24 protein-coding genes are annotated in these 24,715 nt (G+C 71.2%); 13 read left to right on the top strand and 11 right to left on the bottom strand.

What is annotated here, in order from left to right; translation table 11 throughout:
• Positions 1-3: 3 nt before the first annotated feature.
• Together ACIA6T_RS14290 and ACIA6T_RS14285 are read right to left on the bottom strand one after the other, a co-directional pair.
• On the bottom strand, positions 4-891 hold the full coding sequence (locus ACIA6T_RS14290) for a helix-turn-helix domain-containing protein (RefSeq protein ID WP_399446798.1): 888 nt from the start codon (positions 889-891) through the stop codon (positions 4-6).
• A gap of 399 nt (positions 892-1,290) precedes the next feature.
• Positions 1,291-1,710: an ATP-binding protein gene (locus ACIA6T_RS14285; RefSeq protein ID WP_399446797.1), complete on the bottom strand. Its 420-nt coding sequence runs from the start codon at positions 1,708-1,710 to the stop codon at positions 1,291-1,293.
• A 159-nt stretch (positions 1,711-1,869) separates the two neighbouring features.
• Here ACIA6T_RS14285 and ACIA6T_RS14280 point away from each other — a divergent pair, with 159 nt between their 5' ends.
• Together ACIA6T_RS14280 and ACIA6T_RS14275 are read left to right on the top strand one after the other, a co-directional pair.
• Positions 1,870-2,754 (top strand): helix-turn-helix domain-containing protein, encoded by an 885-nt coding sequence (locus ACIA6T_RS14280; protein WP_399446796.1) that lies wholly within the window; start codon positions 1,870-1,872, stop codon positions 2,752-2,754.
• Positions 2,751-2,960, top strand: a complete 210-nt coding sequence (locus ACIA6T_RS14275; RefSeq protein WP_399446795.1) for a DUF397 domain-containing protein — start codon at positions 2,751-2,753, stop codon at positions 2,958-2,960. Before ACIA6T_RS14280 ends, ACIA6T_RS14275 begins: the two co-directional genes overlap by 4 nt.
• 74 nt (positions 2,961-3,034) lie before the next feature.
• On the opposite strand, the gene ACIA6T_RS14270 is transcribed toward ACIA6T_RS14275, so the two are convergent.
• A complete protein-coding gene (locus ACIA6T_RS14270) occupies positions 3,035-3,640 on the bottom strand; it encodes a M23 family metallopeptidase (RefSeq protein ID WP_399446794.1) in 606 nt (201 codons plus the stop codon).
• 458 nt (positions 3,641-4,098) lie between these two features.
• Here ACIA6T_RS14270 and ACIA6T_RS14265 point away from each other — a divergent pair, with 458 nt between their 5' ends.
• A complete protein-coding gene (locus ACIA6T_RS14265) occupies positions 4,099-7,224 on the top strand; it encodes a sacsin N-terminal ATP-binding-like domain-containing protein (protein ID WP_399446793.1) in 3,126 nt (1,041 codons plus the stop codon).
• Between the two features lie 167 nt (positions 7,225-7,391).
• Positions 7,392-8,171, top strand: a complete 780-nt coding sequence (locus ACIA6T_RS14260) for a calcium-binding protein (RefSeq protein WP_399446792.1) — start codon at positions 7,392-7,394, stop codon at positions 8,169-8,171.
• Between the two features lie 39 nt (positions 8,172-8,210).
• On the opposite strand, the gene ACIA6T_RS14255 is transcribed toward ACIA6T_RS14260, so the two are convergent.
• Complete coding sequence (locus tag ACIA6T_RS14255; protein WP_399446791.1) at positions 8,211-9,332, bottom strand: glycosyltransferase; 1,122 nt, start codon at positions 9,330-9,332, stop codon at positions 8,211-8,213.
• A 752-nt stretch (positions 9,333-10,084) separates the two neighbouring features.
• On the opposite strand from ACIA6T_RS14255, the gene ACIA6T_RS14250 reads away from it, so the two are divergent.
• Positions 10,085-10,354, top strand: coding sequence for a hypothetical protein (locus ACIA6T_RS14250; protein WP_399446790.1), 270 nt, complete (start codon positions 10,085-10,087; stop codon positions 10,352-10,354).
• A 14-nt stretch (positions 10,355-10,368) separates the two neighbouring features.
• On the opposite strand, the gene ACIA6T_RS14245 is transcribed toward ACIA6T_RS14250, so the two are convergent.
• Complete coding sequence (locus ACIA6T_RS14245; protein WP_399446789.1) at positions 10,369-12,771, bottom strand: HAD-IC family P-type ATPase; 2,403 nt, start codon at positions 12,769-12,771, stop codon at positions 10,369-10,371.
• A 118-nt stretch (positions 12,772-12,889) separates the two neighbouring features.
• Complete coding sequence (locus ACIA6T_RS14240; RefSeq protein ID WP_399446788.1) at positions 12,890-13,225, bottom strand: DUF2530 domain-containing protein; 336 nt, start codon at positions 13,223-13,225, stop codon at positions 12,890-12,892.
• 227 nt (positions 13,226-13,452) lie between these two features.
• Between ACIA6T_RS14240 and ACIA6T_RS14235 the strand changes: the two genes are divergently transcribed.
• The gene (locus ACIA6T_RS14235; protein WP_399446787.1) at positions 13,453-14,904 is read left to right on the top strand and encodes an NCS2 family permease; all 1,452 of its coding nucleotides are present in this window, start codon (positions 13,453-13,455) and stop codon (positions 14,902-14,904) included.
• A 16-nt stretch (positions 14,905-14,920) separates the two neighbouring features.
• Here the strand turns inward: ACIA6T_RS14235 and ACIA6T_RS14230 are convergent, their stop codons facing one another.
• Positions 14,921-15,103 (bottom strand): ribbon-helix-helix protein, CopG family, encoded by a 183-nt coding sequence (locus tag ACIA6T_RS14230; protein WP_344555332.1) that lies wholly within the window; start codon positions 15,101-15,103, stop codon positions 14,921-14,923.
• A 155-nt stretch (positions 15,104-15,258) separates the two neighbouring features.
• Between ACIA6T_RS14230 and ACIA6T_RS14225 the strand changes: the two genes are divergently transcribed.
• The 3 genes from ACIA6T_RS14225 to thpR are packed head-to-tail and all read left to right on the top strand — an operon-like array spanning position 15,259 to position 17,695.
• Positions 15,259-15,696, top strand: a complete 438-nt coding sequence (locus ACIA6T_RS14225) for a MarR family winged helix-turn-helix transcriptional regulator (RefSeq protein ID WP_399446786.1) — start codon at positions 15,259-15,261, stop codon at positions 15,694-15,696.
• 46 nt (positions 15,697-15,742) lie between these two features.
• The gene (locus ACIA6T_RS14220) at positions 15,743-17,107 is read left to right on the top strand and encodes an MFS transporter (RefSeq protein WP_399446785.1); all 1,365 of its coding nucleotides are present in this window, start codon (positions 15,743-15,745) and stop codon (positions 17,105-17,107) included.
• A gap of 15 nt (positions 17,108-17,122) precedes the next feature.
• Entirely contained in the window at positions 17,123-17,695 is a 573-nt protein-coding gene (gene thpR, locus ACIA6T_RS14215) for an RNA 2',3'-cyclic phosphodiesterase (RefSeq protein ID WP_399446784.1), read from the top strand.
• Positions 17,696-17,828: 133 nt separating this feature from the next.
• Here thpR and ACIA6T_RS14210 read toward each other — a convergent pair whose 3' ends face one another.
• The 3 genes from ACIA6T_RS14210 to ACIA6T_RS14200 all read right to left on the bottom strand — a co-directional run bounded on the left by ACIA6T_RS14210 (position 17,829) and on the right by ACIA6T_RS14200 (position 20,241).
• The gene (locus ACIA6T_RS14210; protein ID WP_399446783.1) at positions 17,829-18,821 is read right to left on the bottom strand and encodes an aldo/keto reductase; all 993 of its coding nucleotides are present in this window, start codon (positions 18,819-18,821) and stop codon (positions 17,829-17,831) included.
• A 30-nt stretch (positions 18,822-18,851) separates the two neighbouring features.
• The gene (locus ACIA6T_RS14205) at positions 18,852-19,454 is read right to left on the bottom strand and encodes a Uma2 family endonuclease (RefSeq protein WP_399446782.1); all 603 of its coding nucleotides are present in this window, start codon (positions 19,452-19,454) and stop codon (positions 18,852-18,854) included.
• A 109-nt stretch (positions 19,455-19,563) separates the two neighbouring features.
• Positions 19,564-20,241, bottom strand: a complete 678-nt coding sequence (locus ACIA6T_RS14200; protein WP_399446781.1) for a GDSL-type esterase/lipase family protein — start codon at positions 20,239-20,241, stop codon at positions 19,564-19,566.
• 88 nt (positions 20,242-20,329) lie between these two features.
• Between ACIA6T_RS14200 and ACIA6T_RS14195 the strand changes: the two genes are divergently transcribed.
• Entirely contained in the window at positions 20,330-21,304 is a 975-nt protein-coding gene (locus tag ACIA6T_RS14195; RefSeq protein ID WP_399446780.1) for a WD40 repeat domain-containing protein, read from the top strand.
• On the opposite strand, the gene ACIA6T_RS14190 is transcribed toward ACIA6T_RS14195, so the two are convergent.
• A complete protein-coding gene (locus tag ACIA6T_RS14190; RefSeq protein WP_399446779.1) occupies positions 21,305-22,084 on the bottom strand; it encodes a TetR/AcrR family transcriptional regulator in 780 nt (259 codons plus the stop codon).
• Positions 22,085-22,170: 86 nt separating this feature from the next.
• Between ACIA6T_RS14190 and ACIA6T_RS14185 the strand changes: the two genes are divergently transcribed.
• Genes ACIA6T_RS14185 through ACIA6T_RS14175 form a run of 3 tightly spaced genes read left to right on the top strand, consistent with a single transcriptional unit; the run spans position 22,171 to position 24,678 of the window.
• Complete coding sequence (locus tag ACIA6T_RS14185; protein WP_399446778.1) at positions 22,171-23,133, top strand: ATP-binding cassette domain-containing protein; 963 nt, start codon at positions 22,171-22,173, stop codon at positions 23,131-23,133.
• Positions 23,130-23,951, top strand: coding sequence for an ABC transporter permease (locus tag ACIA6T_RS14180; protein WP_399446777.1), 822 nt, complete (start codon positions 23,130-23,132; stop codon positions 23,949-23,951). The genes ACIA6T_RS14185 and ACIA6T_RS14180 overlap by 4 nt, the downstream gene beginning before the upstream one ends.
• Positions 23,952-23,979: 28 nt before the next feature.
• Complete coding sequence (locus ACIA6T_RS14175; protein ID WP_399446776.1) at positions 23,980-24,678, top strand: hypothetical protein; 699 nt, start codon at positions 23,980-23,982, stop codon at positions 24,676-24,678.
• Positions 24,679-24,715 lie beyond the last annotated feature (37 nt).

Below are 24,715 nucleotides of genomic sequence, written 5' to 3'. Positions count from 1 at the left end.
TCCTTACTGGCTTCCGGGGCGAGCGGTGGCTGCACGGCAGTCGCGGCAGTGGGTTTCGGTTTCGGGGGCGCGGAAGGCGCGGTCGCAGCCGTCGCAGGTGCGGAGGCCGTGACGGGTGGGTGGCGGGTCGGCCGGGGCGCGGAACGGGGGAGGGGGCGGCAGGTGCGCTGCCAGGCGGTGGGCGAGGAGGGCGGCGGGGCGGTGGAGGGGTTCGTCGGGGAGGTCGGTGGTGAGGGCGTGGCGTACGGCGGTGGGGGTGGCCTCGCGTTCCAGCCAGGCGGCGACTCCGGGGGCCAGGTGGGCGGTGTCCGTCGCGGAGAGCAGGAGGCGGGGGTCGTGGCGGCGCAGGGTGGTGAGGAGGTCGGTGGCCTGCTGGAGGAGGGCCGGGGCGGGGTAGCTGGGCTGGGGGACGGTCGGTAGTGCTTTGCGGGGGCGGGGTGGCTGGGGGGTGCGTTCCCTTGGTGGCCGGGGTGGTGGGGCGGGGCAGTCGGTGGGGGCTGCTTGGCGTCGGTGGCCGGGCTGGTTGCAGGAGGTGGTGCGGGTGATGATGCGGCCGGTGGGGGTGCGGACGCGTTCGCGGCGGAGGTAGCCGTGGGTCTCCAGTTCGCGCAGGGCGGCGGCGATGCAGGTGGTGCCTTCTTTGAAGCGGGCGGCGAGGCTCTTGATGTCCACGGGGGTGCCGGTGGGCAGTGACTGGATGTGACAGGCGAGGCCGATGGCGACCAGGGACAGCTCGGGGTGCTGGGTGAGGTGGTTGCCGATCACCACGAAGCGGGTGGTGTGGCGGGTGTTGTCGTGGATGACGCCGCCGGTGTGGTGACGCGATCGGGTCGGATTGCCGGCGGGGGCTGACTGGGGGCGCGGGGGCGCGCTAGGGTTTTGGGTATCCATCGGGAAGCTTCCTCTTCCTGGGTGGCTAGGCCCTCGCACCGGGATGCCAGTCCCGGCGGGGGCCGAAGTCTTTTCGGGTGGTGTGCGCTGAGCGTAGAGGCGTTGGGGGTCCGAAAATCCAGCTGAGCCGGTGATGTTCACCCGCCCGAGTGACGACACGCCTCGGGCGGGAAAGGGTGGGGTTTGGTGGGGTGCTTTCCCCCAGGTTCTTTCCTAGGGAAGGCGCCGACGGCACCGGAGCACGAGGAATCGGGTTCCGGTGCCGTGAAGCACATGCGGACCTGCCCGGTTCGGGTGGGGCAGTGGAGCGGATCTCCAACGGAATGGCCCGCTCACCTCGGTTTTCGCGCTCCTCGGACGGAGAAACGCGCCAATCGCCGGCCGATGGACCTGTAGCGCTCAACCGGAGGGGAACAGCAGTTCGGCCCAGACGGTCTTGCGCGGGAAGCGGCCCTCGGTCACACCCCAGCGGTCCGCGAGCGCTTCGACCAGCAGCAGGCCCCGGCCGGACTCGGCGTCGGGGGCGGCCGGTCGCGGGTCGGGCAGGCGTTCGCCGCGCGTGTCGGTGACCTCGATACGGAGGGTGTCGGCGACGACGTAGAGCGTGAGCCGGAAGTCCCGGCCCGCGACGCGACCGTGGGTCGCCGCGTTGACGGCCAGCTCCGCGATGATCTGGCGGGCCGGGTCCACGGGCAGCCCCCAGGAACGCAGTTGGCCCGCTCCCAGTCGCCGGGCTTGATGGGCACCGCGTGGCGTGGGGGAGAGCAGCACGCTGAAGTTGCGGACGGGGGTGGCGGGTTCGGCGGTTTGCTGATTCACATCACTCAGCGTGGCCGGATCCGCGTACCGTGGAATGTCACTTAGCGCGTACGTACAGTCACTGTCCGGTGGTTGTCCGGTGCTGTCGTGGCTGTGCCGACGGTTGGTACGGGCAGGACGCCGGGTGCGTCACGGGCCACGACGAGGGAGAGGTGCGGCATGACGGCGGTCGAGACGGAGACGGAGACGGGGCAACTCAAGACCGAGGCGGACGAGCCGGGTTGGGAGGTCGACCCGGACGACGAGTGGGGCGTCGCGGTCATCACGACCGTCGGGCGCCAGCTGAAACTGCGCCGCGAGGCGACGGGGATGCGGGCCGCAGAGTTCGGTCGGATCGTCGGCTACGGCGAGGACATGGTGTACAAGATCGAGGGCGGCAAGCGGATCCCCCGGCAGGAGTTCCTGGACAAGGCGGACGAGGTCCTGGGCGCGGGTGGGCTGATCGCGGCGGCCTGGGAGGACGTGAAGAAGGTCCGGTATCCGAAGAAGGTTCGGGCGCTGGGGAAGTTGGAAGGCAAGGCAGTCGAGATCGGTCTGTACGAGTGCAACATCATCCCGGGTTTGTTGCAGACGCCGGAGCATGTGCGGGCCCTGATCACGGCAGCACAGCCGCCCTACTCGTCCGATGACGTGGAACGCATGGTGGCCGCACGATTGGCCAGACGATCGGTCTTCGAGCGCGATCCCGCTCCTTCTATCCACTTCGTGGTGGAAGAGGCACCTCTGCGTCGACAGATTGCGGGCACAATGGCGTGGCGACAGCAACTCGAACACCTGCTGGAGGTGGGGCGGTTGAGTCACGTCACGCTTCAGATCATGCCGACGAACACCGAGGCCCACCCGGGCTTGGATGGCAGGATCGAGCTGCTGAAGTTCCCGGATGGCACGGCTGTGGGGCGTGCCGACGGCCTGTTCAACAGTCGCCCAGTCTCCGACCCCAGGCAGCTCCGTGTCTTGGAGCTGCAATATGGCACCATCCGGGCACAAGCCCTCCCGTCGAGGGAGTCGTTCGCCTTCATCGAGAAACTGCTGGGAGAGACATGATGCGTAAGGCTTCCGCCGGGGGAACCTCGGAACTGGCGTGGTTCAAGAGTAGCTACAGCGGTGGTACCAACGGCGAGTCCTGTGTCGAACTCGCCCTCACCCCCGGCACCGTCCACGTCCGCGACTCCAAGGACACCGAGGGCCCCCGCCTCGCCTTCGCCCCCGGCACCTGGGCCCGCTTCGTCCCGTACGTGTCCGAGGGCTGATCGCCGAAAGCGACCCCGAGGGGCGGCGCGGGGCCGTTCTCGGGGTCGCTCGGGTGCTGCTTACGCGCCCTGGGTCAGAGCGTGACGCCGTTGGCGCGCAGGAACTTCGCCGGGTCGACGGCGGAGCCGTAGTTCGGGGTGGTGCGGATCTCGAAGTGCAGGTGCGGGCCGCTGGAGTTGCCGGTGTTGCCGGACAGGGCGATCTTCTGGCCGGTCTTGACGATCTGGCCGGCCTTCACGTCGACCTGCGAGAGGTGGGCGTACTGGGAGTACGTGCCGTTGCCGTGCTTGATGACGACGGCGTTGCCGTACGCGGGGCCGTCGCCGGCGCCGTTGGGGCCGGCCTTGACGACGGTGCCGCCGTGCGCGGCCATCACGGTGGTGCCGGTCGGGACGGCGTAGTCCTGGCCGCTGTGCTTGGACGCCCACATGCCGCCGTTCTGGGCGAAGCTCGCGGACAGCTTGTAGCTCTTGACCGGGGAGACCCAGGAGGCGGTCGCCTTCTTGGCGGCGGCCTGCGCCTGGGCGGTGGTGGCGGCGCCGGGCGCGGCCGTGTTCTCGGCGGCGACCGCGGCCCCGACTCCCAGGACGACCGTGGCGCCCATGCCGGCGGCCAGGACGGCCGCGCGGGTCCGGGTCAGGGACGTACGGGGGAAGCGGGACGTGACGCGCTGGAGCATGGAGACCTCATGGGTGAGGGGACGGGGAAGCCATCGGCGGAACGGGTCCGTGCCGTGCTGGCCGTTCCTTGGTAACCGGACCCGGACGGAAGCCGCAAAGGTGTGACCTACGACGAAAGGTCGTACATCGGGCGTGAGACGCACGTCTCTTGACCGGTGGGTCCGGACGGGGCGGAACCCCCCGTTTCAAGCTGATCGATCAGTCTTACGACCTAAATGCCCCTTTTGGGGTCAACCACTTTTCCACTATTCCGGGTAGTACCGGCCGGAACGCCTGTGCCGCTTGTCACCGGGAGCCCGGCCCGGCGCCCGCGTGAATGTGGCGTGGGTCTCCGGGGACCGCCTTCACCCGCCGGCCCGGAGGGCATCCGTCCGGCCGTGCGCGCCCCCTCTCGCCGGGGCGGTACCTTCGACCTCACGCCGATGCGCCGATGCGGGGCCGATGAGGAGAGATGAACGTGAGCAAGTTCGTGCGGCCCGCCGCCGAGGGGGCCGATCCGTTCGGTACCGCGCGTCTGCGGCGCGGTGTCCTGGACGCCTGGGTCACCAGCCCCGCCCGTTTCCGTGAGGACGCCAACGCCGAGGAGGACCTCGTCCTCGGCGGCTACCGGGACCGCCTCGTCGTCGAACTCGCCCAGAACGCCGCCGACGCCGCCGCTCGCGCCGGCGTACCGGGACGGCTGCGGCTCACCCTGCGCGACGGGGTCCTCGTCGCCGCGAACACCGGGGCCCCGCTGGACGCGGCCGGTGTCGAGTCGCTGTCCACGCTGCGGGCCTCCGCCAAGCGGGACGCGCCGGACCGGGCCGTGGGCCGGTTCGGTGTCGGCTTCGCCGCCGTCCTCGCCGTCACCGACGAGCCCGCCGTCGTCGGACGGCACGGCGGGGTCCGCTGGTCGCTGGCCGAGGCGCGGGACCTCGCGGGCGACACCGCACGGCACAGTCCCGGCCTCGGGGACGAGATCCGGCGGCGCGACGGGCACGTGCCCCTGCTCCGGCTGCCGTTCGCCGCCGAGGGCACCGCGCCCGGCCCGTACGACACCGCCGTCATCCTCCCCCTGCGCGACACCGCCGCCGCCGACCTCGCCGAGCGGCTGCTGCACGCCGTCGACGACGCCCTGCTGCTCGCCCTGCCGGGCCTGGAGGAGGTGGTCGTCGAGATCGGGGACGCGGAACCCCGGACCGTGAGCCGCCGCGACGAGGACGGTCTCACCGTCGTCGAGGACAGCCGGGAAGGCGCCACCCGCTGGCGCACCGCCGTCGCGCACGGCCCGCTCACCCCCGAGCTGCTCGCCGACCGGCCGGTCGAGGAGCGGCTGCGCCCGTACTGGTCGGTCACCTGGGCCGTCCCCGTGGACGCCGACGGCGGCCCCGCCCGGCCCCGCACCAGCCCCGTCGTGCACGCGCCCACCCCCAGCGACGAGCCCCTCGGCGTGCCCGCGCTGCTCATCGCCTCCCTCCCGCTGGACTCCACCCGCCGGCACGCCGCCCCCGGCCCGCTCACCGACTTCCTCGTGCAGCGCGCCGCCGACGCCTACGCCGGGCTCCTCGCCGACTGGCGCCCGGTGGCCCCCGGGATCATCGACCTCGTGCCGGGCCCGCTCGGCAAGGGCGAACTGGACGGCGCCCTGCGCCGGGCGATCCTCGAACGGCTGCCCCGTACGTCCTTCCTGCCCCCGGCCGCGCCGGGTGACCCGGAGACCGACGAGCTCCCCGAGTCCCTGCGTCCCCGCGACGCCGAGGTCGTCGAGGGCGCGGGCGCCGACACCGTACGGGTGCTCGCCGAAGTCCTCCCCACCCTCCTGCCCGCAGGTCTCGAACGCCATGTGGAGCTGCGCACGCTGGGTGTCGCCCGCGTCCCGCTCGCCGACGCGGTCGACCGGCTGGCCGGTCTGGAGAAGTCCCCCGACTGGTGGCGGCGGCTGTACGACAGCCTCGCCGGGGTCGACCCCGACCGGCTGTCCGGGCTGCCGGTGCCGCTGGCCGACGGCAGGACCACGATCGGCCCCCGGCAGGTGCTGCTGCCCGGAGCGGAGGCCACCCGGATCGACCCCGAGGTGCTGGCCCGGCTCGGGCTCAAGGTCGCCCACCCGGACGCCGCCCACCCCCTCCTGGAGAAGCTCGGCGCGCTCCCCGCCACCCCGCGCGCCGTCCTCACCACCCCGCAGGTGCGGGCCGCCGTCGCCGCGTCCCTGGACGACGAGGGCCCGGTGAACTGGGAGGAGGACACCCCGGACGCCGAGGAACTCGCCGACACCGTGCTGGGGCTGGTGCGCGACGCCGGGCTCGAACCCGGCGACGAGCCGTGGCTGGGCGCCCTCGCCCTCCCCGACGAGGACGGCGAACTCTCCCCGGCCTGCGAGCTGGTCTTCCCCGGCGGACCGTTCGCCCAGGTCATGCGCGAGGGTGAACTCGCCTTCGTGGACGGCGAACTGGCCGACAAGTGGGGCGAACAGCCGCTCGCCGCCTGCGGGGTGCTGGTGGACTTCGCGCTGATCCGCGCCACCGACGTCGTCCTCGACCCGGACGAACTGGAGCCGCGCGAAGGCGACTTCGCCGAGCCGGACGACGCCGGTCTGCTCGACGCCGTGGACGTGTGGAGCGAGGACGTCCTCGACCGCTTCCCGGACAGCCCCGTCCCGCCCGTCGCCACCGAGATCGTCGCCGTGCGCGACCTCGACCTCGTGGACGACGACCACTGGCCCCGGGCCCTCGCCCTGCTGTCGCGGCCCCCGCTGCGCGACGCGCTCGTCCAGCCGGTACGGATCCTGCTGCACGACGGCACGCACGAGATCGTACGGCCGTACACCGCGTGGTGGCTGCGCGGGCACCCGGTGATCGGCGGGCGCCGCCCCGCCGGACTGCGCGCGGCCGGCGGCGACCCGCTGCTGCGGGGCCTGTACGACGAGGCCGACGCGACCGGGTTCGAGGACGAGCAGGTGCTGCGGGCGCTGGGCGTACGGACCTCGGTGGCCGCGCTGCTCGACGAGCCGGGAGGCGCCGCCGAGCTGCTGGACCGGCTCGCCGACCCCGACCGGCCGGTCACGGCGGCCCAGCTGCACGCGCTCTACGGCGCGCTGGCGGAGCTGGACCCCGAGCAGGTGACCCTGCCGGACGATCTGCGGGCCGTGGTCGACGGCCGGGTCGAGGTGGTGGACGCCGCGGACGCGGTGGTCGTCGACTCGCCCGACCTGCTGCCGTTCACGTCGGGGGTGCCGCTGCTGCCCGTACGGCCGGCGCGGGCGGCCGAGCTGGCGGAGCTGTTCCAGGTGCGGCGGCTGAGCGAGTCCGTCACCGGGGAGGTGGACTCCGAGGGCACGGAGCACGACGTACCGGATCCGGTGCGGGTGCTGCTGGGGCCGCGCACCCCGGCCGTGTACGTGGAGCACGAGGAACTCGTCGTCGACGGCGTGGAGATCGACTGGCGGCTGACGAACGACGGCGTCCTGCACGCCGCGACCCTGGAGGGCGTGGCCGCGGGCCTCGCCTGGGCGGCGGGCCAGTGGCCCCGGCGCTTCGAGGTGGCGGCACTGCTGGAAGACCCCTCCCGCACCCAGGAGTTGGCGCGGGACCGCTGGTTCGACTGAGCCCGGGAAATCCTGCACGAATTTTCCACTTCTCGTACAACCATGTGACCGAGTGGTGCATCTGATCATGCGAGTCAACAGACTCCACGATCATTCGGGGCCCCGGCCGACGACGAGCCGTACGAAACGACCAGCGTCGGGGCCCCCTTCTCCAACGTGGGGAACACATGCGTATTCGCGCCACCGTGGCCGCCGTCTCCGGCGCCCTGGCCCTGTCAGCCCTCGCCGTCCCGGCCGCCCAGGCCGACGACTCCGAGGGAGACACCAAGATCTCCAACGTGGTGGTCAACGGCGGCAAGTCCGTCGTCGTCGGCGCCACCGCCAACAAGAAGGTCACCGTGACCTTCACCGTCACCGACAACTCCGGTGCCGACTGGGCGCAGGCCATCCTGTACCACGGTCCGAGCATCGAGAAGTCCGACAGCGGAGCCGTCGCCGACAGCAGCGACGGCGAGGCCAAGTGCGCCAAGGTCAACGCCACGAAGTCGACCTGCACGTCCAGCTTCACCCTGGACCCGGGCTCCAACCTGGTCAACTCGGTCGCCGGCACCTGGAAGGTGTGGGCCATCGCCGCGGCGAAGGACTACGACTTCACGCAGAAGGACAACGTCAAGAGCTTCAAGGTCCAGCGTGCCTCCAAGCTCACCGTCAACGCCTCCCCCGAGCCGGTGAAGAAGGGCAAGACCATCACCGTCACGGGCAAGCTGTCCCGCGCCAACTGGGAGACCGGCAAGTACGCCGGCTACACCGGCCAGTCGGTGAAGCTCCAGTTCCGCAAGAAGAGCTCCAGCACCTACACCACGGTCAAGACCATCAAGACCAACTCCAAGGGCGAGCTGAAGACCACCGTCAAGGCCTCCGCCGACGGCTACTACCGCTACTCCTTCGCGGGCACCTCGACCACCCCGGCGGTCAACGCCGCCGGTGACTTCGTCGACGTGAAGTAAAGGCGTACGGCGCCCCGCGCCCCCTTCAAGGGGGCGCGGTCACCCCACCCGAGTCGCCCTCGGTGCCCGGCCGGCCGGGGCGGCCGGCCCGGTGAAACCGGCGAGTCGGCGGGTGGCGAACTCGCGGTTGGCGAGGGTCTGCCGGCGGTAGCGGTCGGGCAGTCCGGGCATCGACAGAAGGTCGTCGCAGGCCCGGACCGAGCCGGCCAGGTCCCCCACCCAGTAGGCGCTGATCGAGAACTCGAACAGCAGCCCCCACTCATACACCCAGGGCTGGACGAACAGCAGGTCGTCCGGCCGGCGCCGGCCGAGCCCGGCGGACGCGACCGCGTGCGCGGCGCGGTACCTGCGCATCGAGCGCAGCCGCGAGGCCAGCTCGTAGCACGCCTCGAGCCGGTGCGGGCGCGCCTCCCAGGCGCGGGTGAGGGCGTCCATGGCCCGGGGCCAGTCGCCCGACCGGGCTCTGAGGATCCCGGCCTGCAGCAGCGAGTAGTAGACCTCTTCGTCCCACCCGCCCATCCCCGCGCGGCGCTCGTACAGGCGGATCGCCTCCTCGGTGTGGTCGAGGTCGCGCATCGTCTGGGCCAGGTAGAAGACGGTGCGTGCGTTGCCGGGGTCCCGCTCCAGTTCCGCGCTCAGCAGGCGGGCGTCGCGCTCGAACTTGTCCTGCCGCGATCCCCCGTCGGCGAAGTGCTCGACGACGAGCGCGTCGAGGTTCGCCTGGTCGTGCCGTTGGTCACTGGTGAGGTACTCGTGCGTGACTCCCTCATAACGCCAAGGAATGTCACCTCGCACCAGACGCTTGACCCGGTATTCGGTTACCCCCTCATGCCGCAACATGTAGGAATCGGCGGTCAAGGGAGGCAGGGGGACGTCCTGCCGCAGCACCTGGTCGGCGTCAAGAAGAAGGAGGTAATCGGCCTTCCCCCGGGCATGCTCGATGTTGAGTGTCCGATTGTGGCCGAAATTCTTCCACGGTTCCTCGTGGAGCTCACCCGGGAGCCCGTGAAGTGCTGCGCGAATCAGTTGCCGGGTGCCGTCGGTCGAGCCGGTGTCGGAGATCACCCAGGTGTCCACGAGGTCCCGCACCGAAGACAGGCACCGCTCGATGACACGGGCTTCGTTCTTGACGATCATGCAAAGGCAGATGGACGAGTTCACGAGGCGACCTGCACTTCCGTCCCCGGATTCCCAGTGCGGCGACCGTATCAGCGCACCGGCCCGGTCGGGTCGTGGCGTGCCGGTCCGTGTCCGAGGTTCGTCTCACTGGGGCATTCAGGTGTCCGAAGTCGGCTGATCGGCTGACAGATCGCGCGGATACCGCGTGGTGAATTCACGGATCGGCGATTCATGGATCGGCCGCCGCTTCTCTCGATCGCGCTTTCCAGTTGGTATCGGAAAGGGGAAAGGAACAGCGTATGAAACGCCGAGACCGAATCAATCCGCCCGGCCCGCTCCCCAGACGGATCGTCTGGGGAATGGGCGGCGGTATGGCCGCGCTCGTCCTCGCACTGACAGGTGTCACCGCCACTCCGGCACTCGCGGCGGAGGGAGACGAGCGCCCCGCCGGCACCGAACGCTCCGTCGACAAGACCGCGTCCCATCCCTCTGACAGCGGTGACGGAAAGCCGGAGAAGCCCTGCGACAAGTGCCCTCCGGGTCCGACGGGTCCGACGGGCCCGACGGGGCCTGCCGGTCCGACGGGGCCTGCCGGTGAGACGGGTCCGACGGGACCTCCCGGGCCTGCCGGTGAGACGGGCCCGACAGGTCCGACGGGACCCACCGGTCCGACAGGGCCCCCCGGGCCTGCCGGTGAGACGGGACCGACGGGACCGACGGGACCCACCGGTCCGACGGGGCCCCCCGGGCCCTGCGTCGACGTCGACTCCTACAACCCCTCCGCGTCGAACGAGGTGAAGGCGACCACGTCCAACGGCTCCACGGCCGTCGGCATCCGGGACACCCAGCCGAACGTCACGCCGTTCATCTTCTACGACCTGACCACGGACCCGTCGTACCCGGAGAACGCCTGCGCCGTGTCCGTCGCCTCACAGGCCAACCTCGTGTCGGTCCAGGTGATCACCACGGAGGGGGACCTGTACGAGACGCAGTGCGACATCGTTCCCGGCACACCGGACACGCTCGACTGCGACGGGGTGTGGAACCCCACGGAGACCGCGTAGCCGTTCGAGGACCCTCAAGCGGGAAAGCGGCGGTCCACCCACCTCCACAGGAGTTCCAAGGTGGCCGCCGCCACCACCGCGATGCCGGTCGCCACCCACGGCATGGTCATGCCGACCAGCCTCAGCGCGAAGAACTCCTGCAACCACGGCACCACCAGCACCACCAGGAACGCCCCGCCCATCGCCGCCACCAGCCCGATCCGCCACCAGGTGTACGGGCGGGCGATGATCGCCAGTACCCAGATCGAGATCAGGAACAGCGTCAGCGTCGCCGCGCTCGTCTCCGCCTCCAGCGCGCCCGCACCGGTGTAGTGATCCCGCGCGACCAGATACGACGCGAAGGTCGCCAGCGCGGCCAGCACCCCGCCCGGGATCGCGTACCGCATGACCCGCCGTACGAAGTGCGGCCGCGCCCGCTCCTTGTTGGGGGCGAGGGCCAGGAAGAACGCCGGGACGCCGATGGTGAGCGTGGACAGCAGGGTCAGATGGCGCGGCAGGAACGGGTACTCCACCTGCGAGACCACCACCAGCACCGCCAGCAGCACCGAGTACACCGTCTTCACCAGGAACAGCGTCGCGACCCGGGTGATGTTGCCGATCACCCGCCGCCCCTCCGCCACCACCGACGGCAGCGTGGCGAAGCTGTTGTTCAGCAGCACGATCTGCGCGACCGCCCGCGTGGCCTCCGAACCGGAGCCCATCGCCACGCCGATGTCGGCGTCCTTCAGCGCCAGCACGTCGTTCACGCCGTCCCCGGTCATCGCGACCGTGTGGCCGTTCGACTGGAGCGCGCCCACCATGTTCCGCTTCTGCTGCGGGGTGACCCGCCCGAACACCGTGCCGTCGTCCAGCGCCTTCGCCATGCCGTCCGGGTCGGCGGGCAGCCGGCGCGCGTCCACCGTCGTACCGGACAGGCCCAGCTTGGACGCGACCGCCCCGACCGACACCGCGTTGTCCCCGGAGATGACCTTGGCCCGGACGTCCTGCTCGGCGAAGTAGCGCAGGGTGTCGGCCGCGTCCGGGCGCAGCCGCTGCTCCAGCACCACCAGCGCGGCCGGCCGTACGCCCTCGGCGGCCCCGGGGTCGTCGACGTCCACGCCGTCGCGGGCCCGGGCGAGCAGCAGCACCCGCAGCCCCTGCTCGTTCATCCGCTCCGTCTCGGCCAGCGCCGGATCGTCGGGGTCCAGCAGCACGTCGGGCGCCCCCAGCAGCCAGGTCACGGCCGCCCCGCCCGCGCCCTCCTCGAACGTCGCGCCGCTGTACTTGCGGGCGGAGGAGAAGGGCAGCGTGTCGGTGAGGCGCCACCCGGTGGTGTCCGGGTACGCGTCGATGATCGCCTGCAGGGAGGCGTTCGGGCGGGGGTCCGCCGAGCCGAGCTCGCCCAGCACCCTGCGGAGGTACGCCTCGTCGCCGTCACCCAGCACCCGCAGCCCGGTGACGTCCATGCCTCCCTCGGTGAGCGTGCCCGTCTTGTCCAGGCAGACCGTGTCGACGCGGGCCAGTCCCTCGATCGCCGGCAGCTCCTGCACCAGGCACTGCTTGCGGCCCAGCCGGATCACCCCGATCGCGAAGGCGACGGAGGTGAGCAGCACCAGCCCCTCGGGGACCATCGGCACGATCCCGCCGACCGTGCGGGCGACCGAGTTCTTCAGCTCGTTGTCCTTGACCACGAGCTGGCTGATGACCAGGCCGATCGCGGTCGGGACCATCATCCACGTCACGTACTTCAGGATCGTGGAGATGCCCGAGCGCAGCTCGGAGTGGACCAGCGTGAACCGGGAGGCCTCCTCGGCGAGCTGCGCCGCGTACGCCTCGCGCCCCACCCGGGTCGCCTGGAAGGAGCCGCCGCCCGCGACGACGAAGCTGCCGGACATGACCTGGTCCCCGGGCCGCTTCACCACGGGGTCGGCCTCGCCGGTGAGCAGCGACTCGTCGATCTCCAGGCCGTCCGCCCCGGCGCACACCCCGTCGACGACGACCTTGTCACCCGGCCCGATCTCGATCAGGTCGTCCAGCACGATCTCCGAGGTGCCGACCTCCGTCGCCGTCCCGTCCCGGCGCACCGTGGGCCGTGCCTCGCCGATCACCGCGAGGGAGTCGAGGGTCTTCTTGGCCCGCCACTCCTGGACGATGCCGATGCCGGTGTTGGCGAGGATCACGAAGCCGAACAGGCTGTCCTGGATGGGCGCGACGACCAGCATGATCAGCCAGAGCACGCCGATGATCGCGTTGAACCGGGTGAAGACGTTCGCGCGGACGATCTCGGCGAGGGACCGGCTGCTGCGCACCGGCACGTCGTTGACCTGTCCGCGCGCCACCCGTTCGGCCACTTCCGCGGCCGTCAGCCCGGTCACCGGCGAGGTGACCCCGGCGGGGTGTTCGGCATCGATCCGGTCGCCCGCCTCGAGATGCGTCATGCATTCGACGGTACGTGTGGATCCGGCGGTTCACCCACCAGATCGGCGGAAGATCCGACCGGGGTAGGACGGCCGTAGTGCCGTGGTCGTACGGCGGTGGCGCAAAGGCCCGTCGGGCTCAGTCGGCCGAGGGGCGGGGGAGCGGACGCCCGTCGGGCTCAGTCGGCCGAGGGGCGGGGGAGCGGTCCGGCTCCCCGTCGGCCGGCCGCCCCCGCTTGATCGCGGCGTCGCGCCTGCGGACGTACCAGATGCCGATGAAGCCGAGCCCGCCGCCGGCCAGGCAGGTCCACAGCCACCAGGTGTGGCCGTGGTCGTCGAACCAGCCGTAGAACGGCAGCTGCACCAGGAACAGGACGAACCAGATGATCGTGCCGCCGACGATGGTGGCGACCACGGGGCCCTCCAGGGGCTCCGGCGCCTCGTGCTCGGGGGATCCCGAAAAAAACCCGGCCATGCGGACAGCTTACGAGGGGTCCCGGGCGTGACGGGGGCCGCAGGGGTATGTGACGGGGACCGCACGACCCGCGTGACGGGAACCGCAAGGAGCCACATGGGTCTACGCGCGGAGATAGCGCGGACGGCGTTATATGTTCATACTGAATCCGTTTGTCTCTGACCGCTTTCATTCGTAGAAAACACCAAAGGGCTTCGGGGGGCGCCCACCGGTGATGAGGTCCCCGCATGTCCCCGTCGGCCACCACCAAGGCCCCCACCCCCGAGCAGCCGGGGTCCGGTGCCGCGTCCGGCGCCCTCGACCGCTACTTCCGGATCTCCGAGCGCGGCAGCACCCTGCCCCGTGAGATCCGCGGCGGTTTCGCCACCTTCTTCGCGATGGCGTACATCATCGTGCTGAACCCGATCATCCTGGGCAGCGCGAAGGACATGTACGGCCATCAGCTCGACAACGGCCAGCTCGTCACCGCGACCGCCCTGACCGCCGCGTTCACCACGCTGCTCATGGGCGTCATCGGCAACGTCCCGATCGCGCTGGCCGCGGGCCTGGGCATCAACTCCGTCGTCGCGCTCCAGCTCGCGCCGCGCATGTCGTGGCCGGACGCCATGGGCATGGTGGTGCTGGCCGGCTTCATCGTGATGCTGCTGGTCGCCACCGGTCTGCGCGAGCGCGTGATGAACGCCGTCCCCTACGGTCTGCGCAAGGCCATCGCCATCGGTATCGGCTTGTTCATCATGCTGATCGGCCTGGTCGACGCCGGGTTCGTCTCCCGCATCCCGGACGCCGCCCACACCACCGTCCCGCTCCAGCTCGGCGGTACCGGTCACCTCACCGGCTGGCCGGTGCTCGTCTTCGTCCTCGGCGCGCTGCTCACGCTGGTGCTGATCGCGCGCAGGGTGCCCGGCGCGATCCTCGTCTCGATCGTCGCGATGACGGTCCTCGCGCTGATCATCAACGCCGTGGCCGACATCCCCACCTGGGGCCTGACGACCCCCGAGTGGCCCGGCAACCCGGTCGCCACCCCCGACTTCGGCCTGATCGGCCAGGTCAGCCTGTTCGGCGGCTTCGAGAAGGTCGGCGTGCTGACCGGCATCCTGTTCGTCTTCACCGTGCTGCTGTCGAGCTTCTTCGACGCGATGGGCACGATCATGGGCGTCTCGGACGAGGCCAAGCTGACCGACGCCCAGGGCCAGATGCCCGGCGTCAACAAGGTCCTGTTCCTCGACGGCGTCGGGGTCGCCGCGGGCGGTGCCGCCTCCGCCTCGGCCACCACCGCCTTCGTGGAGTCCACGGCCGGCGTCGGCGAGGGCGCGCGGACCGGCTTCGCCAACGTCGTCACCGGCTCCCTGTTCGCGGTGGCGCTGTTCCTCACGCCCATCGCCACGATGGTCCCGTCCCAGGCGGCCACCCCGGCGCTGGTCGCGGTGGGCTTCCTGATCCTGGCCGGTTCGATCAAGGAGATCGACTGGGCGGACCACACGATCGCCATCCCGGCCTTCGTGACGATGGTGATGATGCCGTTCACCTACTCGATCACCAACGGCATCGGCATGGGCTTCATCACCTTCGTGGTGCTGCGCCTGACGGCCGGGCGCGGCCGGGAGGTCCCGGTGGCGATGTACGTGGTGTCGGCGGTCTTCGCCTTCTACTACCTGATGCCGGCGCTGGGCCTGACCTGACCGTGCCCGCGGGGGCTCACGTGACCCCGTAGAACTTCTCCGTCTCCTCGACGGCGGTCCGGAACCGCTGGTCGAAGTCATCGCGCATGAGCGTCCGGACGACATAGTCCTGGACGCTCATGCCGCGTTTCGCGGCATGCTCCCGGAGCCGTTCGAGCAGTTCGTGGTCGATACGCAGGCTGAGCACGTCGGTCCCCATGCGCATGAGGGTCCCTGCACACCACGGTGCGCCGCGCCACGATTCGCGGATGGATCACTCGTACGGGTGATGCGACGTGACAGTGGCGGGGGTCACGGGCGCGTACGCGCCTCCCGGGTGGTCCTTAGCGAGAGTAATGAGTTACGCTAAAGAACATGCCGGACTTCAGCCATGGCGACGACGCAGCCGCCGTGAACGCCCTCCGATCCGCCGTGATGCGGCTGTCCCGTCGGCTCAAGCACCAGCGCGTCGACGAGTCCCTCAGCCCCACCGAGATGTCGGTGCTGGGCACCCTGGCCCGCTGCGGCCGGGCCACCCCGGGCGAGCTCGCCCGCAAGGAGCACGTCCAGCCGCCGTCGATGACCCGCATCGTGGCCCTGCTGGAGGCCAAGGGACTGGTCCGCCTGGAGCCGCACCCCGACGACCGGCGCCAGAAGGTCGTCACGCAGACCGAGCGGGCCGAGACGATGCTCGAGGAGAGCCGCCGCAGGCGGAACGCGTTCCTGGCCTCGCTGGTCGAGGAACTCGACGACGACGAGTGGGCGAAACTGCGTGCCGCCGCCCCCGTGCTGGAGAAACTGGCGCACGTCTGAGCACGCAGTACGGCAGTACGGCAGCAAGCATAGGAGGCGAACCCTTTTGAGTACGGGATCCGGAGCAGCTTCCGCCCCCGCACCTGACCCCCACGACACCCTGGCCGCCCCCGACACCCCCGCCCGCAAGACCTCGATGTTCGCCTCGCTGAGGGTCAGGAACTACCGCCTGTTCTTCATAGGCCAGGTCGTCTCCAACATCGGCACCTGGATGCAGCGCATCGCCCAGGACTGGCTGGTGCTCAGCCTCACCGGCTCCTCGGCCGCCGTCGGCATCACCACGGCCCTGCAGTTCCTGCCGATGCTGCTGTTCGGCCTGTACGGCGGTGTCCTCGTCGACCGCCTGCGCAAGCGTCCCACGCTGCTCGTCACCCAGACCGCGATGGCCCTCACCGCCCTCGCGCTCGCCGCCCTCACCCTGACGGGACGGGTCGAGGTCTGGCACATCTACGTCGCCGCCTTCGCCCTCGGTCTCGCGACCGTCGTCGACAACCCGGCCCGCCAGTCCTTCGTCTCCGAACTCGTCGGCCCCGGCCAGCTGCAGAACGCGGTCAGCCTGAACTCCGCGAACTTCCAGTCCGCCCGCCTGGTCGGCCCCGCCGTCGCGGGCCTGCTGATCACCGGCGTCGGCACCGGCTGGGCGTTCCTCCTCAACGGCCTGTCCTTCGTCGCGCCGCTCGCCGGCCTGATGATGATGCGCGCCCGCGAGCTGCACGCCGTCGAGCGCGCCCCGCGCGGCAAGGGACAGCTGCGGGAGGGCCTGCGCTACGTCGCCGGGCGGCCCGAGCTGGTCTGGCCGATCGTCCTGGTCGGCTTCATCGGCACCTTCGCCTTCAACTTCCCCGTCTACCTCTCGGCCTTCGCCGACGACGTCTTCCACGGGGGCGCGGGCGTCTACAGCATGTTCAACACCCTGATGGCGGTCGGCTCCGTCTCCGGCGCCCTGCTCGCCGCCCGGCGCGGCACGGCCCGGCTGCGGCTGCTGATCCTGGCCGCGCTGGCCTTCGGCGGCCTGGAGATCCTGGCCGCCGCCTCACCGCGGCTGTGGATGTTCGCCCTGCTCATGGTCCCGCTGGGTCTGTTCTCGATGACGGTCAACGTCACCACCAACACCAGCCTCCAGATGGCCACCGACCCGGCGATGCGCGGCCGGGTCATGGCCCTCTACATGATGGTCTTCCTCGGCGGCTCCCCGGTCGGAGCCCCGATCGTCGGCTGGATCACCGACACCTACGGCGCCCGCGTCGGCTTCGCGGCCGGCGGCGCGGTCGCGGTGGCCGCGGCGGCCGTCATCGGCCTGATCCTGGCCAGGGTCGGCGGCCTGCGCCTGTCGGTCGGCTGGCACCGGGGCCACCCCAGTGTCCGCTTCGTGCCCCGTGAGCGTCAGGAGGCCCTGGCTCCCGCGGTCTGACGGCAGACTGGCCCCATGAGACTCTTCGCCGCCGTACTGCCGCCCGAGGACGTGGTCCAGGAGCTCGCCGCCGAGGTCGCGGAGTTGCGGAGGCTGCCCGGGGCGGACGGGATGCGGTGGACCGAGTGGGCCGGGTGGCACTTCACGCTCGCCTTCTACGGCGAGGTCGACGACGGGCTCGTACCGGAGCTGACGGCGCGGCTGGGGCGGGCCGCGTCCCGGACCGAGCCGTTCCGGCTGGCGCTGTCCGGCGGCGGCCAGTTCGGGCACGGCAGGGCGCTGTGGGCCGGTGCGGAAGGAGACCTGCGCACGATGCGGCTGCTGGCCGAGCGGGCCGAGGCGGCGGCGCGGAAGGCGGGCGTGCCGAGGGACGAGCACCGCCGCCACAAGGCCCACCTGACCGTCGCCCGCAGCCGGGACGCCGTCGACGTACGGCCGTACGTGGAGGCCCTGCACGCGTTCCGCAGCCGTACCTGGACCGTCGGCGAGGTGGTGCTGATGCGCAGCCACCTGCCGACGTCCGGGGTGCCGGGCGAGCAGCCCCGTTATGAGGCGGTCGCCCGGCAGGCACTGGGCGCGGCCGGTTAGGCTCGGTGGCGTGGACCCGAAGACCCGTAACCGGATCATGGCCGGTGCGCTCGTGCTGATGTTCGTCGTGGTGGCGCTGGCGGCGGCGCTGGGCCAATAGCGCCGCCGCCCGCCCCCGTCCCCGTACGCGCCGCTACCAGGCGAAGGCCTCCGGCGACGGACCCGGACCCGGGAAGATCTCGTCCAGCGAGGTCAGCAGCTCCTCGCCCAGCTCCAGCTCGACCGCGCGCAGCGCGGAGGCGAGCTGCTCGGACGTGCGCGGACCGACGATCGGGCCGGTCACGCCGGGCCGGGTGAGCAGCCAGGCCAGCGCGGCCTCGCCGGGCTCGACGCCGTGCTTGTCGAGCAGGTCCTCGTAGGCCTGGATCTGCGCGCGGGACGACGGATCGGCGAGCGTGTCGGCGGCCCGTCCGGAGGCGCGCCGGCCGCCCTGGACCTCCTTCTTGATCACACCGCCCAGCAGTCCGCCGTGCAGCGGCGACCACGGGATGACCCCGAGCCCGTACTCCTGCGCGGCCGGGATGACCTCCATCTCGGCGCGGCGCTCGGCGAGGTTGTACAGGCACTGCTCGCTGACCAGGCCGATGGTGCCGCCGCGCCGGGCGGCGATCTCGTTGGCCTGGGCGATCTTGTAGCCGGGGAAGTTCGAGGAACCGACGTAGAGGATCTTGCCCTGCTGGACCAGGACGTCGATCGCCTGCCAGATCTCCTCGAACGGGGTGTTCCGGTCGACGTGGTGGAACTGGTAGACGTCGATGTAGTCCGTCCGGAGCCGCTTCAGGCTGGCGTCGACGGCCCGGCGGATGTTCACGGCGGACAGCTTGTCGTGGTTGGGCCATGCCTCGCCGTCGGCGGCCATGTTGCCGTACACCTTGGTGGCGAGGACCACCTTGTCGCGGCGCTCGCCGCCCTTCGCGAACCAGTTCCCGATGATGCTCTCGGTACGGCCCTTGTTCTCGCCCCAGCCGTAGACGTTGGCCGTGTCGAAGAAGTTCAGACCCGCGTCCAGCGCGGCGTCCATGATGGCGTGGCTGTCGGCCTCGTCGGTCTGCGGACCGAAGTTCATCGTCCCGAGGACGAGCCGGCTGACCTTGAGTCCCGTGCGTCCGAGCTGCGTGTACTTCATGGTCATCAAGCCAACGGCTTGGAGTGCGCTCTATGCAAGAGGAGACCGGTCCCGGGGGAAGGCGCCGGTGCTCACGGTCAGGTCGGCCACCGTGCCCGTCAGGTCGATGTCGTCGCCGAAGTCCACCCGCGTCCGCGTGACGTAGTCGCCGTTCTTGGGGTCGGTGTAGACGTAGCAGCGGCCCTGGTAGGGGTCGGCGATGACGTAGAGGGGCACTTCGGCGGTCGCGTAGGCGGCCTTCTTCGGACCGTAGTCGTTGGCGGCCGTGCCCTCGGAGATGACCTCGAAGACGAACTCGACGTCCTCGTAGCGCCAGTGGCCCTCGTCGTCCTTCTCGGCGGAGGCGCGGAGTACGGCGACGTCCGGGCAGAGACCGTTCTCGTGGCCGGGGAAGTCGATGCGGACGTCCGAGAACACCTTGACGTCCTCTCCGAACCGGGCTTCAACAGCCATTGCGAGCTTGAAGATGATGGCCCAATGGGTGTCCCGCTGCGGTGTCATGTAGACGTTGCCCCCGACGATCTCGACCCTGAATCCTTCGGGGACGGGCATCCGCTCCAGCCGCTCGAACCACTCGTCCAAGCGCTGAGTGTTGACGTCGGCCATGGCGATCCTGTCTTCAAGGACGGTCATCGTGGCGCTCCTCCCCGGCCGCCCACGGACGAGTGCGGCCGCGCGGTACAACGATACGCACGGTGAGCAGGACACGGGACGGGGCGCATATGCCAGAACTCCCCGGCCGCTACGCCGCCCCGTACGGCCCGCCCAGCCCCCACCCCCGCCACATCGCCTCCGCGAACGCCCCCGCGAGCTTGTGCTCGCCGCTCTCGTTGGGATGCGTGCCGTCGTACGTGTCCGTGTGGAAGTCGTACGACGCCGGCGGCGGGACCAGCAGCAGCGGCGAGTCCGCCTCGTCCAGGTCGGCGACGGTCTTCGCCAGGAGTTCGTTGAAGTGGGCGACCTGTTCGGCGAAGGCCGGGTCGGCCTCCACCCGGATGTTGCGGACCACCGGCAGCACGGCCACGCGGACGCGCGGGTCGGCCGCCCTCGCCCCGGCGACGAACGCGCGGACGTTCTCCGCCGTCTGCTCGGCGTTCGTGTAGAAGCCCAGGTCGATCAGGCCCAGCGACACCAGCAGCACGTCCGCGCGGCAGGAGCGCACGGCCTCGCCGATCAGCGGGACCATGTGCTGCCAGCCCTCGCCCCAGCCGGCCAGGTGGGCGCGGGGGAAGTCGGGGTCGGCGTACGCGTGTGAGGTGGGGGCGTCCGTCACCGGGTCGTGCAGCGTCTCGCGCGGGCCGACCAGCGTGAAGGGACCGCCGTACGCCGTGCACAGGTGCTGCCACAGCCGGTAGCGCCAGGTGTGTTCACCCGCGCTCCCGATCGTCATCGAGTCACCTACGGGCATGAACCTGAGCACCCGATCATCATGGACGATCGGCCCGGCCGCCGCGATGTGAGTCCGGACACCCGCCCTGAAGTGCGTTGATCGATGGCACTCTTGGCACATGCGCCGACCCTTCGCCCTGATCGCCGCGACCCTCCTCACGGGCGCGCTCGCCGTGCCCGCCGCCTCCGCCGTCGACGGCGACGAGGGCTTCACCATCAAGGACCCGCGCATCACCGAGTCCAGCGGACTCGCCGCCTCCCGCCTCCACCCCGGCGTCTACTGGACCCACAACGACCAGGACGACGGGCCCTACCTGTACGCCGTCGACGGCGGCACCGGCGAGACGGTCGCGCGCGTCGCGCTCTCCGGCGTCGGCACGCCCCGTGACGTCGAGGCGATCGCCGTCGGACCGGGCAACCGGATCCTCGTCGGTGACATCGGGGACAACCTCGGCGGTACCTGGCCCCACGTGTGGATCTACGAGCTGCCCGAGCCGACGGAGCTGAAGGACCAGACGGTCCGGGCGACGCAGTACGTCGTGAAGTACGAGGACGGTGCCCGCGACGCGGAGTCGATGGTCGTCCACCCGAAGACCGGACGGGTCTACATCATCGACAAGAACGAGGACGGCGGACACCTGTACGAGGGCCCGGCGAAGCTCTCGGCCTCCGGGACGAACGTTTTCCGGCCCACCGTCCCCGTCGAACTCTGGGCCACCGACGCCGCGTTCTCCCCGGACGGCGAGCGGCTCGCCGTGCGCGGCTACCTCGGAGGCATCTGGTACGACTGGAACGGCGGCGAGATCCGGCGCGGGGGGCGGATCAGCGTGCCCCTGGGGCAGGGCGAGTCCGCCACCTACACCACCGACGGCAGGAAGCTGCTGCTCGGCATGGAAGGGGTCGAGAGCCCCGTCGAGGCCGAGGACGCGCCCGGGGGCGGCGGAGAGCCGGGTGCGGGCGCCGAGGGCGGGAAGAGCGGGAGCGGCGGCACCGCCGCCGACGGCACCGGGAGCGACATCAAGATCGGCGCCGCCGCCGCGGCGGCCCTCCTCTGCGTGCTCCTCTTCCGGCTGCTGCGCCGCCGCGACCGCTGATCAGCCGCCCTGTCCCTCCGGGGCCCGCCCGGCGACGAACACCTCGAGGCCGTCCAGGATGCGCTGCAACCCGAACTCGAAGTGGTCGAAGCCGGTGCCGAAGGTGTCCTCGGACAGCCCGGCCAGGACGGGGTAGCGCCCGCTGAGCATGGCCTTCTCCAGGGCCGGCCGCTGCGCCTCCCAGAACTGCGCGTCCGTCAGCCCGGAGCCGCGCTCGGCCTGCTCCTGGTAGAGCTGGGTCCGGGCGGCCCCGACGACATATCCGTCGATCATGATGATCGCCGACAGCAGCTCGGGGTCGGACAGGCCCATCGGCCTGATCCGGGAGAGCACCTTCTCCATGCCGTCCAGCGCGCCCGGGCCGAGGACCGGACGGGACTGGTTGACCTCCATCAGCCACGGGTGCCGGCGGTACAGGGCGAGGGTGGCGTGACCGAGGGCCTCCAGCGCCGCGCGCCAGCCGCCGTCACCGAGGTCCGCGGGGTCCTCCGAGGGCCGCTGCACCCGGTCCAGCATCAGGTCGAGCAGCTCGGCCTTGCCGGGGACGTAGCGGTACAGGGACATCGTGCCGGTGCCGAGCTCCGTGGCGATCCGGCGCATCGACAGCGCGCCGAGCCCGTCCCGGTCGGCGACCCCGACGGCGGTCTCCACGATGCGGTCCAGCGTCAGCCCCGGCTTCGGCCCCCGGCTGGGCCGCGGGCCGGTGTCCCACAGCAGGTCGAGGGTGCGGGCGATGTCGCCGCCGCCACTGGTCTCCGTACCGCCCGAACCGCTGCTCATGAGGGCAGTTTAATTCCGCCCGAAAAAACTGGGTACGGTGTACGCGCAATCGAGTACGGTGTACTCAGTTCTTGGAAGGGGGACTCATGGACGACGGCTACGCGGTCCGGGCGGAGGGCCTGGAGAAGCGGTACGGCGAGAAGCGCGCCCTCGACGGCTTCGACCTCGCCGTCCGCGAGGGCACGGTGCACGGACTCCTCGGGCCGAACGGCGCCGGCAAGACCACCGCCGTACGCATCCTGTCGACGCTGGTCCGGCCCGACGGCGGCCGTGCCACGGTCGCCGGGCTCGACGTCACCCGGCGGGCGCGTGAGGTGCGGGCGCGGATCGGGCTCACCGGGCAGTACGCGGCGGTGGACGAGGTGCTCACCGGGCGGCAGAACCTGGAGATGTTCGGCAGGCTGTTCCACCTCGGCGGCAAACGGGCCGCGGCGCGTGCGGTCGAGCTGCTGGCGCGGTTCGACCTGACCGACGCCGCCGACAAGGGTGTGGGCGGTTACAGCGGCGGCATGCGCCGGCGCCTCGACCTCGCCGCCTCGATGATCCTCGCCCCGGCCGTGCTCTTCCTGGACGAGCCGACCACGGGACTCGACCCCCGTAGCCGCGGCGAGGTCTGGGATTCGGTGCGGGCGTTGGTGGCGGACGGTACGACCGTGCTGCTGACCACGCAGTACCTGGAGGAGGCCGACAGGCTGGCCTCCCGGATCACCGTCATCGACCAGGGGCGGGCCATCGCCGACGACAGCCCGGACGGGCTGAAGAACCTGGTCGGCGGCGACCGCGTCGAGGTCGTGGTCGCCGAGCGCTCCGACATCCCGCGCGCGGTGAAGGTCGTCGCGCGGGTCGCCGAGGGCGAACCCGAGTCGGACGAAACCGAGTTGCGGGTGCACGCGCCCGTGACCGACCGGGTGGCCGCGCTCACCGAGGTGGCGCGCACCCTCCAGGACGAGGGCGTACGGGTGGAGGACCTCGGACTGCGCAGGCCCAGCCTCGACGACGTGTTCCTGCGCCTGACCGGACACCGCGCGGAGAAGGAGGCGGCGGCATGAGCACGGCCGAACTGACCGGACCGGCCGAGCACGGCCGTACGTACTGGATGCTCGCGGACTGCTGGAACATCGTCCGCCGCGGCCTCACCCACTACCGGCGTCAGCCCGTCAACATCGCCTGGCAGCTCGGCTTTCCGATCCTGTCGGTCCTCCTCTACGGCTATGTCTTCGGCAGCGCGATGACCGTGCCCGGCGGTGGGGACTACAAGGACTTCCTGATGCCGGGCATGTTCGTGATGACCATGGCGTTCGGCTTCATCAACACGGCGACCGTGGTGGTGTACGACTCCACCAAGGGGGTCATCGACCGGTTCCGCTCCATGCCGATGGCGTCGTCCGCGGTGGTGGCCGGGCGCGGGGTGACCGATCTGGTCGTCGCCTGCGCGGAGCTGGCCATCATGATGCTGACCGCGCTGGCCATGGGCTGGCGGCCGGACGGCGGCTGGGGCTTCCTGGCGGCGTTCGGGCTGCTGCTGTGGCTGCGGTTCGCGCTGATCTGGACCGGGGTCTGGCTGGGGCTGCTGGTGCCCAACCCGGAGGCGGCGGGCGGGCTGTTCGCGGTCGCGTTCCCGTTGACGATGATCTCCAGCATCTTCGTCGCCCCGCAGCTCATGCCCAACTGGCTGGGCTGGGTGGCGGCCTGGAACCCGATCTCCTCCACGGCCGCCGCGGCCCGCGATCTGTTCGGCACGCCGGTCGGCGGCGGCGACTCCTGGGTCGAGCAGCACGCGCTGCTGATGGCGGGGGTGTGGCCGGTGATCCTGACGGCGGTCTTCCTGCCGCTCGCGGTACGCAGGTTCCAGCGGCTCAGTAGGTGAGGGGCGGCCGCGGCCAGCATGCGGTCACATGGAACCGTACGGACGTCCGATCGAGGAACTGCCCGGTGACCCGTGGCGGTTGTCGCTGGAGTACCACCAGCGGCAGCCGCTGAGCGGCGTCGAGGACCAGGACGGTCTCGACGAGTGGAGCGTGTCCGTGCGGGTGGAGCGGTTCCGGAACCGCACCGTCGGCGGTGTCGTCGGCTCCCTGACCCTCTTCCGGCTGCGGCAGGACGAGCGGTTCAGCCCGTCCCCCTGTGGGGACGCGGAGGGGTACGACCGCGGTCTCTTCCACGTGGTCATGGGCTGCTACGACCTCGGGCGGGGCGGCTACCGGCAGGAGTTCCGGGACAGCGTGACGTCCGCCGACGGCGACCTGCTCGTCCTGTGGGACGTTCGGCTGGACCCGGAGTGGCGCGGGGTCGGCCTGGGCCCCGTGCTCGCCTCCCGGGCGCTGTGGACCCTGGGCGCCGGGTGCGGCGCGGTGGCCGCCGCGACGACGGCACCCGTGGTCGGCGACGAGGGGCGCCGGCTGTCGGCGGAGGAGTGGGACCGGGCCAACGAGAAGATCACGGCCCTGTGCGGGTCCATCGGTTTCCGGCGCCGCCCCCGGCCGTTGGGGTACCTCCTCGACCCCGCCACCGAAGAGGCGCGGGACGCGCGTGAGGAGCAGCGCCGGCGGTACGACGCGCTGGCGGAGGCCTGGCGCGCGGCGCACCGCGGGTGAGACGACGGAAGAGGGCGCCCGGTTCGCCGGGCACCCT

The organism is Streptomyces sp. NPDC051740, from assembly GCF_044453165.1.
In the GTDB taxonomy this organism is placed as follows: domain Bacteria; phylum Actinomycetota; class Actinomycetes; order Streptomycetales; family Streptomycetaceae; genus Streptomyces; species Streptomyces atrovirens.
Note: the sequence above shows the minus strand (reverse complement) of the source record. Positions and strands in the feature narration are given on the sequence as shown.